At 36.4% G+C, this 14605-nt stretch carries 18 protein-coding genes; 13 read left to right on the forward strand and 5 right to left on the reverse strand.

Features of this window, described 5'->3' with window-relative positions:
- Positions 1–51 precede the first annotated feature (51 nt).
- The 3 genes from VF726_RS10720 to VF726_RS10730 all read left to right on the forward strand — a co-directional run bounded on the left by VF726_RS10720 (position 52) and on the right by VF726_RS10730 (position 3052).
- Positions 52–1182, forward strand: coding sequence for an N-acetyldiaminopimelate deacetylase (locus VF726_RS10720; protein ID WP_440167942.1), 1131 nt, complete (start codon positions 52–54; stop codon positions 1180–1182).
- A gap of 254 nt (positions 1183–1436) precedes the next feature.
- Positions 1437–2303 carry a cytochrome C oxidase assembly protein gene (locus VF726_RS10725; RefSeq protein WP_097840552.1) on the forward strand — a complete coding sequence of 289 codons (867 nt, stop codon included), beginning with the start codon at positions 1437–1439 and terminating at the stop codon, positions 2301–2303.
- Positions 2304–2386: 83 nt separating this feature from the next.
- Entirely contained in the window at positions 2387–3052 is a 666-nt protein-coding gene (locus VF726_RS10730; RefSeq protein WP_000504032.1) for a potassium channel family protein, read from the forward strand.
- Positions 3053–3090: 38 nt separating this feature from the next.
- Here the strand turns inward: VF726_RS10730 and rnjA are convergent, their stop codons facing one another.
- A complete protein-coding gene (gene rnjA, locus VF726_RS10735; protein WP_000670370.1) occupies positions 3091–4758 on the reverse strand; it encodes a ribonuclease J1 in 1668 nt (555 codons plus the stop codon).
- A gap of 4 nt (positions 4759–4762) precedes the next feature.
- Positions 4763–4975: a DNA-dependent RNA polymerase subunit epsilon gene (locus tag VF726_RS10740; protein ID WP_440167946.1), complete on the reverse strand. Its 213-nt coding sequence runs from the start codon at positions 4973–4975 to the stop codon at positions 4763–4765.
- Between the two features lie 547 nt (positions 4976–5522).
- Between VF726_RS10740 and VF726_RS10745 the strand changes: the two genes are divergently transcribed.
- A complete protein-coding gene (locus tag VF726_RS10745; RefSeq protein WP_440167948.1) occupies positions 5523–6296 on the forward strand; it encodes a Cof-type HAD-IIB family hydrolase in 774 nt (257 codons plus the stop codon).
- Between the two features lie 61 nt (positions 6297–6357).
- On the opposite strand, the gene def is transcribed toward VF726_RS10745, so the two are convergent.
- Together def and VF726_RS10755 are read right to left on the reverse strand one after the other, a co-directional pair.
- Positions 6358–6912: a peptide deformylase gene (gene def, locus VF726_RS10750; RefSeq protein ID WP_000957055.1), complete on the reverse strand. Its 555-nt coding sequence runs from the start codon at positions 6910–6912 to the stop codon at positions 6358–6360.
- 167 nt (positions 6913–7079) lie between these two features.
- Positions 7080–7226: a YjcZ family sporulation protein gene (locus VF726_RS10755; RefSeq protein WP_000274562.1), complete on the reverse strand. Its 147-nt coding sequence runs from the start codon at positions 7224–7226 to the stop codon at positions 7080–7082.
- Positions 7227–7739: 513 nt separating this feature from the next.
- Between VF726_RS10755 and pdhA the strand changes: the two genes are divergently transcribed.
- The 5 genes from pdhA to VF726_RS10780 all read left to right on the forward strand — a co-directional run bounded on the left by pdhA (position 7740) and on the right by VF726_RS10780 (position 13100).
- On the forward strand, positions 7740–8855 hold the full coding sequence (gene pdhA, locus VF726_RS10760) for a pyruvate dehydrogenase E1 component subunit alpha (RefSeq protein WP_000536893.1): 1116 nt from the start codon (positions 7740–7742) through the stop codon (positions 8853–8855).
- 3 nt (positions 8856–8858) lie between these two features.
- Positions 8859–9836 carry a pyruvate dehydrogenase complex E1 component subunit beta gene (gene pdhB, locus VF726_RS10765; RefSeq protein WP_000068166.1) on the forward strand — a complete coding sequence of 326 codons (978 nt, stop codon included), beginning with the start codon at positions 8859–8861 and terminating at the stop codon, positions 9834–9836.
- Positions 9837–9929: 93 nt separating this feature from the next.
- Positions 9930–11219, forward strand: coding sequence for a pyruvate dehydrogenase complex dihydrolipoyllysine-residue acetyltransferase (gene pdhC / locus VF726_RS10770; protein WP_440167953.1), 1290 nt, complete (start codon positions 9930–9932; stop codon positions 11217–11219).
- 5 nt (positions 11220–11224) lie between these two features.
- Positions 11225–12637, forward strand: coding sequence for a dihydrolipoyl dehydrogenase (lpdA, locus tag VF726_RS10775; RefSeq protein ID WP_166701960.1), 1413 nt, complete (start codon positions 11225–11227; stop codon positions 12635–12637).
- A gap of 235 nt (positions 12638–12872) precedes the next feature.
- The gene (locus VF726_RS10780; protein ID WP_440167954.1) at positions 12873–13100 is read left to right on the forward strand and encodes a hypothetical protein; all 228 of its coding nucleotides are present in this window, start codon (positions 12873–12875) and stop codon (positions 13098–13100) included.
- 1 nt (position 13101) lies between these two features.
- Here VF726_RS10780 and VF726_RS10785 read toward each other — a convergent pair whose 3' ends face one another.
- Positions 13102–13494 (reverse strand): DUF1885 family protein, encoded by a 393-nt coding sequence (locus VF726_RS10785; RefSeq protein WP_440167956.1) that lies wholly within the window; start codon positions 13492–13494, stop codon positions 13102–13104.
- A 128-nt stretch (positions 13495–13622) separates the two neighbouring features.
- On the opposite strand from VF726_RS10785, the gene VF726_RS10790 reads away from it, so the two are divergent.
- From VF726_RS10790 to VF726_RS10805, 4 genes are all read left to right on the forward strand, one after another.
- The gene (locus tag VF726_RS10790) at positions 13623–13919 is read left to right on the forward strand and encodes a DUF3055 domain-containing protein (protein WP_440167958.1); all 297 of its coding nucleotides are present in this window, start codon (positions 13623–13625) and stop codon (positions 13917–13919) included.
- A 194-nt stretch (positions 13920–14113) separates the two neighbouring features.
- Positions 14114–14242, forward strand: a complete 129-nt coding sequence (locus tag VF726_RS10795; protein WP_000536778.1) for a GapA-binding peptide SR1P — start codon at positions 14114–14116, stop codon at positions 14240–14242.
- Positions 14243–14301: 59 nt separating this feature from the next.
- Complete coding sequence (locus VF726_RS10800) at positions 14302–14430, forward strand: GapA-binding peptide SR1P (RefSeq protein WP_000536800.1); 129 nt, start codon at positions 14302–14304, stop codon at positions 14428–14430.
- 44 nt (positions 14431–14474) lie between these two features.
- Positions 14475–14603: a GapA-binding peptide SR1P gene (locus tag VF726_RS10805; RefSeq protein WP_048530698.1), complete on the forward strand. Its 129-nt coding sequence runs from the start codon at positions 14475–14477 to the stop codon at positions 14601–14603.
- Positions 14604–14605: the final 2 nt, after the last annotated feature.

Here is a 14605-nt window from a genome sequence, read left to right on the forward strand (position 1 = left end):
GCGTAAGGGCATAAACGGGCTCTTACGCTTTTTATAGATAGAGGTGCAAAAATGGTAGTAAGCAAATTCATTCAAATTCGTAGAGACTTACACAAAATACCGGAAATTGGATTTGAAGAGTGGAAAACACAACAGTATATTTTAGATTACATAGGAACGCTTTCGAATGAACATGTAGAAGTGAAAGTATGGGAAACGGGTGTCATTGTTAAAGTAAATGGAAAAAATCCAGAAAAAATTATCGGTTATCGCGCAGATATAGATGGTTTACCAATTACAGAAGAAACTGGATATGAATTTGCTTCTATTCATGAAGGAATGATGCATGCATGTGGACACGATGTACATACAACAATCGGTTTAGGCCTTCTAACAGCAGCTGTAACAGAAAGAATAGATGATGACCTTGTGTTTCTATTCCAGCCAGCTGAAGAAGGGCCAGGAGGGGCTCTTCCTATGTTAGAGAGCGAAGAGTTAAAAGAATGGAAGCCAAATGTAATTCTCGGCCTTCATATTGCACCTGAATACCCTGTAGGAACAATCGCCACAAAAGAGGGGCTATTATTTGCGAATACATCGGAGTTATATGTTGATTTAAAAGGGAAAGGTGGACATGCAGCCTACCCTCATACTGCCAATGATATGATTGTTGCTGCAAGTCATCTTGTTACACAACTGCAATCCGTTATTAGTCGTAATGTGAATCCTCTTGATAGTGCAGTAATTACAATCGGAAAAATAACAGGTGGTACAGTTCAAAATATCATAGCAGAAAAGTCTCGGTTAGAAGGAACGATTCGAACGTTATCAGTGGAATCAATGAGTCGTGTGAAAAGTAGGATTGAGGCAATTGTTGCAGGTATAGAAGCTTCCTTCCAATGTGAAGCGGTGATTGACTACGGAGCGATGTATCATCAAGTATATAACCATGAAGCATTAACGAGAGAGTTTATGCAGTTCGTAAGTGAACAAACTGATATGAATGTCATTACATGTACTGAGGCAATGACAGGTGAAGATTTTGGTTATATGCTTCAAGAGATTCCTGGATTTATGTTTTGGCTTGGGGTAAATTCAGAATATGGTTTACATCACGCGAAATTAAAACCAGATGAAGAGGCGATCGAGAAAGCTATCGTATTTTTAGATCAATATGTGAAGTGGAAGGGAACTAGAAAGTGAACTCGCTTGCCAACTTTGCAACAATTTAAAGTGGGTACTTATTAGTTCAAGGATGGAAAGGTCTTTCACATTTGTTTTGGATGCACAGCGGCATACAAATGGATAAAATAATGAGCAGTGGTTTTGAGCCACTGCTCATTATTCATTATCGCTTATTGAGAAGATGATTAGTTAACTAGCTTATATATGTTTACATTTTGTGTAGAAAGTGTGTAAAATCAAGGTGAAACATAGAAAAAAGGGTGGGGAATTACGTGCAAATTAGCAGTGCGATATTGTGTTTCGTCTTATATGCGTATGTGATTATTGCGGCGGTTTATTTTGGGATAAGTTTTTATGCCTACCGTTTAGTAGATAATCACGAATATGACGAGACATATAAATGGGTGAAGAGATATTTATCACCTGTATTAGAAATTATGAATGGATTTGTGCTCTTTTTATTTATTGGGTTAATTGCTTTCTCGACGAGTTTAGTAGGGAATAAAACAACATTATTTGTACTAGGTATCATTATTTTTATGTTGTTAGGTATACGGATTGGTAACACCGTGTTTTGGAATGAAAGAAAAGTAGATGGTTGGACGGGAATGCTCATTCCATGCATGCTAGCTGCTATTGTGACGAATATAGAACATGAATATTATCAGTTACATTTTTGGCTCATTATTGTATTAACAATACTCTCTGTTTTGTATATAAGTACTGTTGTGCTAACATACATTGCAAATGAAAAAGGAGATGTAAAGGGTACGCGTTTCTTTAGAGGGCGTGCATTGTTATGGAGCGTGCCGACAATGGCGGTTATAGGAATTATTGCGATATTAGTAAATGGATATCAATTTACGAATTGGCAACTGTTTTTGGAAAGTTGGTGGATTTTCATCATTTCGTTTATCGCTTTTTTAGGTGCAACGCATTATTTATTCCATCAACATCATTACATATTGGCATTGTTATTCGCGTTTATCCAACTATTATTTGCTTTCTTCGGACAAGAAACGTTATTGTTCGTTTTTGAAACATTTAGTTCATTTGGAAACATATTTGTATTTGGTATGTTAATTTTCAGTATCGCATTTTATTTACAACAGTATTTTTATATGCAAAAACAAAAATAAGAATCATATACGGGTTTTTGAAGCAAATCTAAAGTATGTTACAATAAAAATACTTAGTATTCGATATTATTGGAGGAATTCCTGTGGGTGAAAAAGAGAAAGAATTTGCTGTCATCGGGCTTGGACGTTTTGGTGGAAGTATTTGCCGAGAACTCGCTCAATTAGGTATGGAAGTAATGGCAATTGATTCGGATGAGGATAAAATTAATGAGTTTGCAAATATAGCTTCACATGCTGTAATTGCAGATTCAACAGATGAGATGGTATTAAAAAGTCTTGGTATTCGTAATTTTGATCATGTAGTCGTTGCTATTGGAGATAATTTAAATTCAAGTATTTTAACAACATTAATTCTGAAAGAGTTAGGTGTAAAAAATATTACTGTAAAAGCTCAAAATGATTACCATGAAAAAGTGTTAAGTAAAATAGGGGCAGATCACATTGTGCACCCAGAGCGTGATATGGGAAAAAGGATCGCTAATAATATTGCATCAAGTAATGTATTAGACTATCTGGAGCTTTCAGATGAGCATAGTATTGTAGAGATTATTGCAAATAAAAAAATTGATGGTCATTCTTTAATCGAATTAGATATTCGTGCGAAGTTTGGATTGAATATTGTAGCAATTAAACGTGGTAAAGAAGTAATTGTATCTCCTCGAGCTACGGAAAATATTCAAGCGGGAGATATATTAATTGTAATTGGTCATGACGATGAAGTAGATCGTTTTAAACACTTTTTAAGATAAGAGAAAAGGACAATACCATGAAGGTATTGTCCTTTTTCTTATATTTCCATAATGATTGGTAAAATCATTGGACGACGTTTCGTTTTTTCATATAAGAATGGTGCTAATGTGTCTGTAATTTCATTTTTAATTTCAGACCATTGTGTTGTTTTGCGCTCCATTACTTTTTCTAAATGAGTTGTAATTAATGTTTGAGCATCATTAATTAAATCACTACTTTCGCGCATATACACGAAACCACGTGAGATAATATCAGGTCCTGCTGCAACTTTAAACTCTTTCATATCAATACTTACAACTACAATTACAAGTCCTTCCTCAGAAAGAATACGACGATCGCGTAATACGATATTACCGATATCTCCAATGCCATTTCCATCAATATAGACAGAGCCAGATGGGATTTTACCAGCTACGCTTGCTTCATCTGAACGAAGAGCAAGAACATCTCCATTATCCATGATGAAACAATTTTCTTCTGGAATACCACAATCATTTGCTAACTTCATATGCATGCGTTGCATACGATATTCACCATGAATTGGCATGAAATATTTCGGCTTGATTAAGCGAAGCATTAGTTTTTGTTCTTCTTGGCCGCCATGTCCACTCGTATGAATGTTTGACAGTTTTCCGTGGATTACATCCGCACCAGCACGATACAACATGTTAATTGTACGGCTTACACTAATTGTATTACCAGGGATTGGTGAAGAAGAGAAAACAACTGTGTCGCCAGGAATGATTTGAATTTGACGATGCGTACCATTGGCAATACGTGAAAGTGCTGCCATTGGCTCACCTTGACTACCTGTACATAAAATAACAACTTTATTAGCTGGTAGGCGGTTTAGTTGAGCTGTATCTATGAATGTATCTTTCGGACAGCGAATATAACCGAGGTTTTGTCCGATTTCAATCGCTGCTTCCATACTTCGGCCAAATACAGCCACTTTACGATTGTTTTCAACAGCCGCTTCAACAACTTGTTGCAAGCGATGGATATTTGATGCAAAGGTTGCAAAGATAATACGACCTTCTACTTTGCGGAAAATATCTTGAATACTATCACCAACACGGCGCTCAGACATTGTAAAGTTTGGAACTTCACTGTTTGTACTGTCAGATAAGAGACAGAGTACACCGTCTTTTCCGATTTCAGCCATTTTTGTTAAGTCTGCTGGTTCACCAACTGGTGTGAAATCAAATTTGAAATCTCCAGTATGAACAACTTGTCCTTGAGGTGTTTTCACAACAACTCCGTATGAATCTGGAATACTGTGAGTTGTACGGAAGAAGGAAACAGATGTCTTTTTAAATTTAATAACATCATCTTCTTGAATTTCATAAAGCTTTGCTTTACGAAGTAATCCGTGCTCTTCTAATTTGTTTTTGATTAGTGCAATTGCTAATTTTCCGCCATAAATCGGGATGTTTACTTGACGTAATAAGTAAGGAATTCCACCGATATGATCTTCGTGACCATGTGTAATGAATAATCCTTTAATTTTATCTTCGTTTCGCACAAAATAAGTGTAATCTGGTATTACATAATCGATTCCGAGGAGTTCGTCTTCTGGAAATTTAATTCCAGCATCAATGATAATAATTTCATCTTGAAATTGAACAGCATATGTATTTTTACCGATTTCACCAAGTCCACCTAAAGCAAAAACGGCTGCTTGATCATTCTTTAGAAATTTCATATGACTATACGATTTCCGCTAATGTTAAATCAGCGTTTTCTTTTTCATATTCAAGATGATTGCCAGTAACAGACTGAACGAACTCGATATTATATGCGAACTTATTTAATTTCTTACGAACATCCTTTTCAGACGTAGCCTCTAAATATAAAACTTTTGTATTTTCACGTACTGGAACCTCAGTCAATTTGTCTTGATAAAATACTTTAAAAATCATTTGGAAAACCTCTCCTTGTCTATGTTTTGCATTATCTGTTACTTATTATAAAGCAAACAGTCACGATTTTCATGTTTTTTCGAATGAGAATGAAGAAAAAGCCCGAAATGGGCACAATTTAAGCGATTGTCTTTTTACGGACTAAATCTTTTAAATAACGCTTGAGCTTTTTCTTCAGCTTCTTCAGCATGATTACTCCTTCCTTTCCTTATTTAAAACATGCATAGTACTAGTGAAAACACCGTCTCTGATATAAGAAAGAAGACAAAAGTGAATGTTGAATCTTGTCTTTTCTCATACAGGGAAAGTTATTCTATAGTAACGATTAGTAGCCGTTAGTTATAGGTATAGTATGAGAAAGAATAGAAAAGAAAATTCATACGAACAAGTATCCACATTTTTTACTAATATATATATGCAGGTTTCATAAATAAGGTCAGAAAGTGAACGCTTTCTTCACAGATGTTTAATATGTTATACTTTTTTTTAGAATTTGAAAAGCGATAATCAAAATAGGAATATAGAGAAAAAGAAAGGATTTTGACAAATGAATGATAAAATTGTCTTTTTTGATATTGATGGAACATTATTAGATCATGATAAGAAGATACCTCAATCTACAAGAGATGCAATAAGACAGTTACAAGAAAAAGGTGTGCATGTAGCAATTGCGACAGGGCGTGCGCCATTTATGTTTGAAGATATTCGTAAGGAACTTAATATCCATAATTATGTTAGTTTTAATGGACAGTACGTTGTATTTGAAGATGAGGTAGTATTTAATAACCCATTACATCCAGCTGCTCTACATAAGTTTACTCAGTTTGCAAATCAAGAAGGGTATCCACTTGTATATCTTGATCATCAAGAAATGAGGGCGTCAGTAGAATATCATGATTATGTGAAAGAAGGTTTTGGAAGCTTGAACTTTGAGCATCCGGCATATGAACCTGATTTTTATGAGAAGCGTAATATTTATCAAACACTTCTTTTCTGTGAAGTAAATGAAGAAGAAAAGTTTATAAATCAGTACCCAGACTTTCATTTTATTCGCTGGCATGCGTATTCAATGGATATTATTCCAAATGGTGGTTCTAAGGCAAAAGGGATTGAGAAATTCATTGAAAAATTGGGATTTAACCGTGAACAAGTGTATGCATTTGGGGATGGCTTAAATGATTTAGAAATGATTGAAGCGGTTGGAACAGGTATTGTGATGGGGAATGGTCATGAAGACTTGAAAAAACTTGCGAATCATGTGACAAAGGATGTTAGTGAAGATGGTATATACCATGGTTTAAAATGGGCTGGATTACTATAAGTGAATATGGAATCTATTTCAGATGATAAAAAAGGCGGAAGAGTATCTTCCGCCTTTTTTATTATCGCTCCAGAGGTTTTGAATCGTCAGGAGCGGCAAATGGATTTTCTTTATTAATGTGGTCATAGAACATAACACCATTTAAATGGTCAATTTCATGTTGAAATACAATTGCTGGTAAACCTTTTAAACGTAATTTTACTTCTTCGCCGTTGATAGAAGTTGCTTTCACTGTAATTCTTGTGTAACGAGGGACATAACCAGGTACTTCACGGTCTACTGATAGACAGCCTTCACCACTTTGTAAATATGTACGTTCAACAGAATGGCTAATGATTTTTGGATTGAATAATGCATGACTATATAACGTACCGTCCGTATCTGTTACATGAACCGCAATCATTTTCTTTGAAATACCGATTTGCGGAGCCGCTAATCCGATTCCAGGGCGTAAACTATATTTTTCAGCCATTTCAGGATCTTGGCTATTTATTACAAATTCAATCATTTCTTTAAGGGTATTTGTATCTTCTTCGCTCGCTGGTATTACTACCTCTTCTGCAACGTTTCGCAAAATAGGATCTCCTTCGCGAATTACATCTTTCATTGTAAGCATATGTAATCTCTCCTTTCTCCTTTAGTCTACCAAAGGAGTTGGAAAAAGTCATCGGCAAGTAAGGGGAAGCACTTTGGAAAGCATTTTATTCTAGATTGGTTATGTAGGAATAAAAAGAAACAGACGGCAGAGCCGTCTGTTTCTTTCCATAGTTGTTTCATTTTACATTAGCGAATGCAAGCAGCACCAACGATAATTAAAAGAATAAACAACACAACGATTAAGGCGAAGCCGCGTCCAGACCCACCACAAGAACCGCCATAACCGTAGGAAGGATATGAACAAGTTGGATAGCAATATGAATATCCGTACATGAGATGACCTCCTTTATCATTTCCCGCTAATACTGCGGTTACTATAATGTATGGAGGGAAGTGTAGAAATGTATGGGTAATTACCTATAAAAGGAAGAAGAGTTTGTATATTTTTGCTAAGAAGAGAGAAAAACTAAAGAGAATTAAATCGTTTACATATTATTCTAAGAGAAAAAACAAGTTGAAAAGGGAATAATATAACAGTAGGTTAATGCTTACTAATACAGATGTGAAAAATAAAAACACGTTTGTGTAGAAGAAACCTGCAGATTATTTATAAAAAAACGTATCCAAAGTAATTGACATCGTAATTAGAATAGTTGTAAACTAAAAAACGTGATCAAGATTGTATTAATATGTTTCTGAAAAAACATTAGTACAGATTGTTAGGTACACAAAATTATTCTCAACCGACAAATAAATTTGTTGGTTTACATTGTTGCGTTTTCAGTCTAGCCAATGGATAGTGAAAGCGTTTCAGAATATGGTTCAAGAGAGGAAGAGGTGAACGGAATGGGTACTAAAACAAAAAAGACCCTATTTAATGTTGATGAGCAAATGAAAGCTATCGCAGCTCAATTTGAGACATTACAAATTTTAAATGAAAAAGGCGAAGTTGTGAATGAAGCAGCTATGCCTGAATTATCTGATGATCAATTAAAAGAATTAATGCGCCGTATGGTGTATACTCGCGTACTAGATCAACGTTCTATTTCTTTAAACCGTCAAGGACGTTTAGGTTTCTACGCACCAACAGCTGGACAAGAGGCTTCTCAATTAGCAAGTCATTTCGCACTTGAAGCAGAAGATTTCATCTTACCAGGATATCGTGATGTGCCACAATTAGTATGGCACGGTTTACCATTATACCAAGCATTCTTATTCTCTCGTGGACATTTCATGGGTAACCAAATGCCTGAGAATGTAAATGCACTTGCTCCACAAATCATCATCGGTGCGCAAATCATCCAAACTGCTGGTGTTGCGTTAGGTATGAAATTACGTGGCAAAAAATCTGTTGCAATTACTTACACTGGTGACGGTGGTGCTTCACAAGGTGACTTCTACGAAGGTATGAACTTTGCGGGTGCATTCAAAGCTCCAGCAATCTTCGTTGTACAAAACAACCGTTATGCAATCTCTACTCCAGTAGAAAAGCAATCTGCAGCTAAAACTGTAGCACAAAAAGCAGTAGCAGCAGGTATTTACGGAATTCAAGTAGACGGTATGGATCCATTAGCTGTATACGCAGCAACTGCTTTCGCTCGTGAGCGCGCAGTAAACGGTGAAGGCCCTACTTTAATCGAGACTTTAACATTCCGTTACGGTCCACATACAATGGCTGGTGATGACCCAACTCGTTACCGTACAAAAGATATCGAGAACGAATGGGAACAAAAAGATCCAATCGTACGCTTCCGTGCATTCTTAGAAAACAAAGGCCTATGGTCTCAAGAAGTTGAAGAGAAAGTAATCGAAGAAGCAAAAGAAGATATCAAACAAGCAATTGCTAAGGCTGACCAAGCTCCAAAACAAAAAGTTACTGATTTAATGGAAATCATGTACGAAAAAATGCCTTACAACTTAGCTGAACAATATGAAATTTACAAAGAAAAGGAGTCGAAGTAAGCCATGGCTCAAATGACAATGATTCAAGCAATCACTGATGCTTTACGCGTTGAAATGAAAAATGACCCTAACGTACTTGTGTTTGGTGAAGACGTTGGTGTAAACGGCGGTGTATTCCGTGCTACTGAAGGTTTACAAGCTGAATTCGGTGAAGATCGTGTAATGGATACTCCACTTGCAGAGTCTGGTATTGGTGGACTTGCAGTTGGACTTGCACTAGAAGGCTTCCGTCCAGTTCCAGAAATCCAATTCTTCGGTTTCGTATATGAAGTAATGGATTCAATTTCTGGTCAATTAGCTCGTATGCGTTACCGTTCTGGTGGACGTTGGACTGCTCCAGTAACAGTTCGTTCTCCATTCGGTGGCGGTGTTCATACTCCTGAACTACATGCTGATAGCTTAGAAGGATTAGTGGCTCAACAACCTGGTCTAAAAGTTGTTATTCCATCTACTCCATACGATGCAAAAGGTCTTTTAATCTCTGCGATTCGTGACAACGATCCAGTTATCTACTTAGAGCATATGAAATTGTACCGTTCATTCCGTCAAGATGTACCAGAAGGCGAATACACAATTGATTTAGGTAAAGCTGATATCAAACGTGAAGGTACAGATGTATCTGTTATCGCTTACGGTGCTATGGTTCACGCTGCATTAAAAGCTGCTGAAGAACTTGAAAAAGAAGGTATCTCTTTAGAGGTTGTTGACTTACGTACAGTTCAACCATTAGATATCGAAACAATCATCGCTTCTGTTGAAAAAACAGGCCGCGTAGTTGTAGTTCAAGAAGCACAAAAACAAGCTGGTATTGCAGCTAACGTTGTAGCGGAAATTAACGACCGTGCAATCTTAAACTTAGAAGCTCCAGTTGTACGTGTTGCAGCTGCTGATACAGTATTCCCATTCTCTCAAGCTGAGAGCGTATGGTTACCAAACCATAAAGATATTGTTGAAGCTGTTAACAAAGTAATGAACTTCTAATTTTTAGCTTTTCATGTGCAAAAGAAATCAGCACATGCTGGTTTCTTTTGTACATATTCTATAATAATGAAATGAATCAGGGGGCTGAATTCCGTGGCATTTGAATTTAAACTACCAGATATCGGTGAAGGTATCCACGAAGGTGAAATCGTAAAATGGTTTATTAAACCAGGCGATGAAGTAAACGAAGACGATGTACTTCTTGAAGTACAAAATGATAAAGCAGTAGTAGAAATCCCTTCTCCAGTTAAAGGTAAAGTACTTGAAGTACTTGTAGAAGAAGGAACAGTTGCAATCGTAGGAGATACATTAATTAAATTTGATGCTCCTGGATACGAAAACCTTAAATTTAAAGGTGACGATCATGATGCAGCTCCAAAAGCTGAAGAAGCAGCAGTAGAAGCTCCAGCAGCGGAAGCTACTCCAGCAGCAACTGCAGAAGTAGTAAATGAGCGCGTAATCGCTATGCCATCTGTTCGTAAATATGCTCGTGAAAACGGCGTAGACATTCATAAAGTAGCTGGTTCTGGTAAGAACGGCCGTATCGTAAAAGCTGACATCGATGCATTTGCAAATGGTGGACAAGCAGTAGAAGCAACTGAGGCTCCAGCAGCAGTAGAAGCTACTCCAGCAGCAGCGAAAGAAGAAGCACCAAAAGCACAACCAATCCCAGCTGGTGAATATCCAGAAACTCGTGAGAAAATGAGTGGTATCCGTAAAGCGATTGCGAAAGCAATGGTTAACTCTAAGCACACAGCTCCTCACGTAACATTAATGGATGAAGTTGATGTAACTGAGCTTGTTGCTCACCGTAAGAAGTTCAAAGCTGTTGCAGCTGAAAAAGGTATTAAATTAACTTACCTTCCATACGTTGTTAAAGCTTTAACATCTGCATTACGTGAATACCCAATGTTAAACACTTCTTTAGATGATGCTTCTCAAGAAGTAGTTCATAAACATTACTTCAATATCGGTATCGCAGCTGATACAGACAAAGGTCTATTAGTACCAGTTGTTAAAGATACAGATCGCAAGTCTATCTTCACAATTTCTAACGAGATCAATGATCTTGCTGGTAAAGCACGTGAAGGTCGTTTAGCTCCGGCTGAAATGAAAGGTGCTTCTTGCACAATTACAAACATTGGTTCTGCAGGTGGACAATGGTTCACTCCAGTTATCAACCACCCAGAAGTAGCAATTCTTGGTATCGGCCGTATCGCTGAGAAGCCAGTTGTGAAAAACGGTGAGATCGTTGCAGCTCCAGTATTAGCATTATCTCTAAGCTTTGACCATCGTTTAATTGACGGCGCAACTGCTCAAAAAGCATTAAACCAAATTAAACGTCTATTGAATGACCCACAATTATTAGTAATGGAGGCGTAATAACAATGGTAGTAGGAGATTTCCCAATTGAATTAGATACAGTCGTTGTTGGTGCAGGTCCTGGTGGATACGTTGCGGCAATTCGTGCAGCACAATTAGGTCAAAAGGTAGCAATTATTGAAAAAGCTAACCTTGGTGGCGTATGCTTAAACGTTGGATGTATTCCTTCAAAAGCGTTAATCAATGCAGGTCATCGTTATGAGAATGCAATGCATTCTGATGACATGGGTATCACTGCAGAGAACGTAAAAGTTGACTTTACAAAAGTTCAAGAATGGAAAAACGGCGTAGTTAAGAAATTAACTGGCGGTGTTGAAGGCCTTCTTAAAGGTAACAAAGTTGAAATCATTCGCGGTGAAGCTTACTTCGTAGATGCTAACACATTACGCGTAATGACTGAAGAGGCAGCTCAAACGTATACGTTTAAAAATGCTGTTCTTGCAACTGGTTCTACACCAATCGAAATTCCAGGATTCAAATACTCTAAACGTGTTATCAACTCTACAGGCGCTTTAAGCTTACCTGAAATTCCTAAAAAACTTGTTGTAATCGGCGGCGGTTACATCGGTATGGAATTAGGTACTGCATATGCTAACTTCGGTACAGAAGTTACTGTAGTAGAAGCTGGCGACGAAATCTTAGCTGGTTTCGAAAAAGCTATGAGCTCTGTTGTTAAACGTGCTCTTCAAAAGAAAGGTAACGTTAATATCCATACAAAAGCTATGGCTAAAGGCGTTGAAGAAACAGAAACTGGCGTAAAAGTTAGCTTTGAAGTTAAAGGTGAAATCCAAACTGTAGAAGCAGATTACGTATTAGTAACTGTAGGTCGTCGTCCAAACACTCAAGAAATCGGTCTTGAGCAAGTTGGAGTTAAAATGACTGACCGCGGCATCATCGAAATCGATGAGCAATGTCGTACAAACGTACCAAACATCTATGCAATCGGTGATATCGTTCCTGGACCACCATTAGCTCACAAAGCTTCTTACGAAGGTAAAGTAGCTGTTGAAGCAATTAGTGGCCATGCATCAGCAATCGATTATATCGGAATTCCTGCAGTATGCTTCACTGATCCAGAATTAGCATCTGTTGGTTACACTAAGAAACAAGCAGAAGAAGCAGGAATGACAGTAGCTGTATCTAAGTTCCCATTCGCTGCAAACGGTCGTGCGTTATCATTAAACAGCACTGACGGTTTCCTACAACTTGTAACACGTAAAGAAGACGGTCTTCTTGTAGGTGCTCAAGTTGCAGGTGCAGGCGCTTCTGACATTATCTCTGAGATTGGTTTAGCTATCGAAGCAGGAATGACTGCAGAAGATATCGCTCAAACAATCCATGCTCACCCAACATTAGGTGAAATCACAATGGAAGCAGCTGAAGTTGCTCTTGGAATGCCAATTCACATTGTAAAATAATTTAAGTAATGAAAATAGCCCATCTCTTATTTAAAGAGATGGGCTATTTTTTATTTTAGTAAAAATGGCTTGCAAGGTCTTTATATGTAGTTGTCGAATGAATATATAATACTTTAATTGAATGATTAGAACATATATTAATTCAAAAGCCACATATGCTTTCGTATAATATGTAATTGATTCAAACATAATCCCATATATTAATAAAATAGAGCATGTCAAAGGAGAAGGTTCCATGAGAAGATTACATGTTATATTTTATCATTTTTTATTATGGAGTGGTTTTTCGGTTGTATTATCGTTGTCAAATGGTGATAAGTTGCATTATAAAGTAATTCTATTTTTTGTATTTCTTTATTTAGCATATGTGATCGCATATTTTGTATTGCAAATTAGAAAGCAGGCATTATTCCTTACGTGTTCAAATTGCATATTTTTCTTAATCATATTTTCTATTTTTTAAATTAACGTTTATAAAAATACATTGTTCTTCCATTAAATAATCGTAATTCTCCTTCTAATTTCTTCGCTAGAAAACGGCAAAATTCATTTGCTTTTCCTTTATCACCAAATGTTGCATTAGGTGGTAAAGAAATCTGAATAAAAGACTGTTCCTTTTCTATACCGATACCAATATAAATGGAGTCATATCGATCGTGAGTAGATTGTAGTTTTAATGTTGTTGCTGATGTATCTAAAATTTCATAAGGAAAAGCGGTATTTGTATAAGCGTAATTAATTTGAACACCGGTTTTGGAAGTAATTGTTTGATAGTAATGAAAAAGTTGTTTTATATCATCTATTGAAACAGATTGCAGATTGGATTTAGGTACAAGCGTAATAAAGGCATGTTGCATATAAGTTCCCCCTAACTTAGTAGAATACTATCATTCTACCTCCTACTGAATTTTTTGACAATTAAAAGGAGTATTACTTTTTTTGTTTAATATACTAAATAAAAGGTGATGGAGAAAGGTGGAAATCGATGTTTGAAAAATTGTATGATGAGCATGAAAGTGTGAAGGTACGATTTTTGGGGTTTATGACACATGATACTCGTTATGATTTTGGTGTTATTTATACAAATATGTTTTTTGGAAAGCCACTCATTGTTTGCATGCAAACAGGAAAGTCTACTTTGCTTGGACGAGATGATGTAGAGAATGTTCAACATATACAGGAAATTTTCAAATTAGGATCAGAAAAGGAAGCGGCAGAGCTAGCTCAGTTCTTCAAATTTTTAGTCCCATCTACTTCTTTACATGCTGAATATGAAGAATAATTAATCTGAAACAGTCGTACTTATAAATATGGCTGTTTTTTTGTTTGAATATCGCATACTAATTTAAATTTGAAATATTTAATGTGTTATACTAAAAACCTATTGACGTAAAAAGTATAACATATTAAAATAAAGACAGAAAGTTAAGCGGTTACAAAAGTTTTTGGGATTATAAACTTAGGGGGAAATGAAAAATGGGAACGATCGTATGTCAAGATTGTGAAGGTACAATTGCACACTTCGAGGATGAAAAAGTAACGGTACTTTACGGGAAATGTGGATCTTGCGGATGTGATCACACAGAGCATACAAAAGCCCAATAATTGATAGGAAATGGACAGCTAAAAGTTTTTAGGACCATAAACTTAGGGGGAAATGAAAAATGGGAACAATCGTATGCCAAGTATGTGAAGGAACAATCGGACATTTTGAAGATGAAAAAACGACAGTGCTTTACGGGAAATGCGGTACAAATTGTGACTGTGCTAATAAAGATAAGGCGAAAGCTTAATTATAAATAAGAAAATTATTATTAAAACTCAGGGGGAAATAAAAATGGGGACAATCGTATGCCAAGTATGTGAAGGAACAATCGGACATTTTGAAGATGAAAAATCAACAGTACTTTACGGAAAATGTGGATCTCATTGCGAGTGTGACCATAAAGAACATGCAAAAGCTTAAAT

Source organism: Bacillus sp. Brlt_9 (assembly GCF_051948935.1).
Taxonomy (GTDB): domain Bacteria; phylum Bacillota; class Bacilli; order Bacillales; family Bacillaceae_G; genus Bacillus_A.

Coding starts and splice junctions, on each gene's coding strand:
- VF726_RS10720 (WP_440167942.1), top strand. CDS start 52: ATGGTAGTAAGCAAATTCATTCAAATTCGTAGAGACTTACACAAAATA.
- rnjA (WP_000670370.1), bottom strand. CDS start 4,758: ATGAAATTTCTAAAGAATGATCAAGCAGCCGTTTTTGCTTTAGGTGGA.
- VF726_RS10740 (WP_440167946.1), bottom strand. CDS start 4,975: ATGATTTTTAAAGTATTTTATCAAGACAAATTGACTGAGGTTCCAGTA.
- VF726_RS10745 (WP_440167948.1), top strand. CDS start 5,523: ATGAATGATAAAATTGTCTTTTTTGATATTGATGGAACATTATTAGAT.
- def (WP_000957055.1), bottom strand. CDS start 6,912: ATGCTTACAATGAAAGATGTAATTCGCGAAGGAGATCCTATTTTGCGA.
- VF726_RS10755 (WP_000274562.1), bottom strand. CDS start 7,226: ATGTACGGATATTCATATTGCTATCCAACTTGTTCATATCCTTCCTAC.
- pdhA (WP_000536893.1), top strand. CDS start 7,740: ATGGGTACTAAAACAAAAAAGACCCTATTTAATGTTGATGAGCAAATG.
- pdhB (WP_000068166.1), top strand. CDS start 8,859: ATGGCTCAAATGACAATGATTCAAGCAATCACTGATGCTTTACGCGTT.
- lpdA (WP_166701960.1), top strand. CDS start 11,225: ATGGTAGTAGGAGATTTCCCAATTGAATTAGATACAGTCGTTGTTGGT.
- VF726_RS10780 (WP_440167954.1), top strand. CDS start 12,873: ATGAGAAGATTACATGTTATATTTTATCATTTTTTATTATGGAGTGGT.
- VF726_RS10785 (WP_440167956.1), bottom strand. CDS start 13,494: ATGCAACATGCCTTTATTACGCTTGTACCTAAATCCAATCTGCAATCT.
- VF726_RS10790 (WP_440167958.1), top strand. CDS start 13,623: ATGTTTGAAAAATTGTATGATGAGCATGAAAGTGTGAAGGTACGATTT.
- VF726_RS10795 (WP_000536778.1), top strand. CDS start 14,114: ATGGGAACGATCGTATGTCAAGATTGTGAAGGTACAATTGCACACTTC.
- VF726_RS10800 (WP_000536800.1), top strand. CDS start 14,302: ATGGGAACAATCGTATGCCAAGTATGTGAAGGAACAATCGGACATTTT.
- VF726_RS10805 (WP_048530698.1), top strand. CDS start 14,475: ATGGGGACAATCGTATGCCAAGTATGTGAAGGAACAATCGGACATTTT.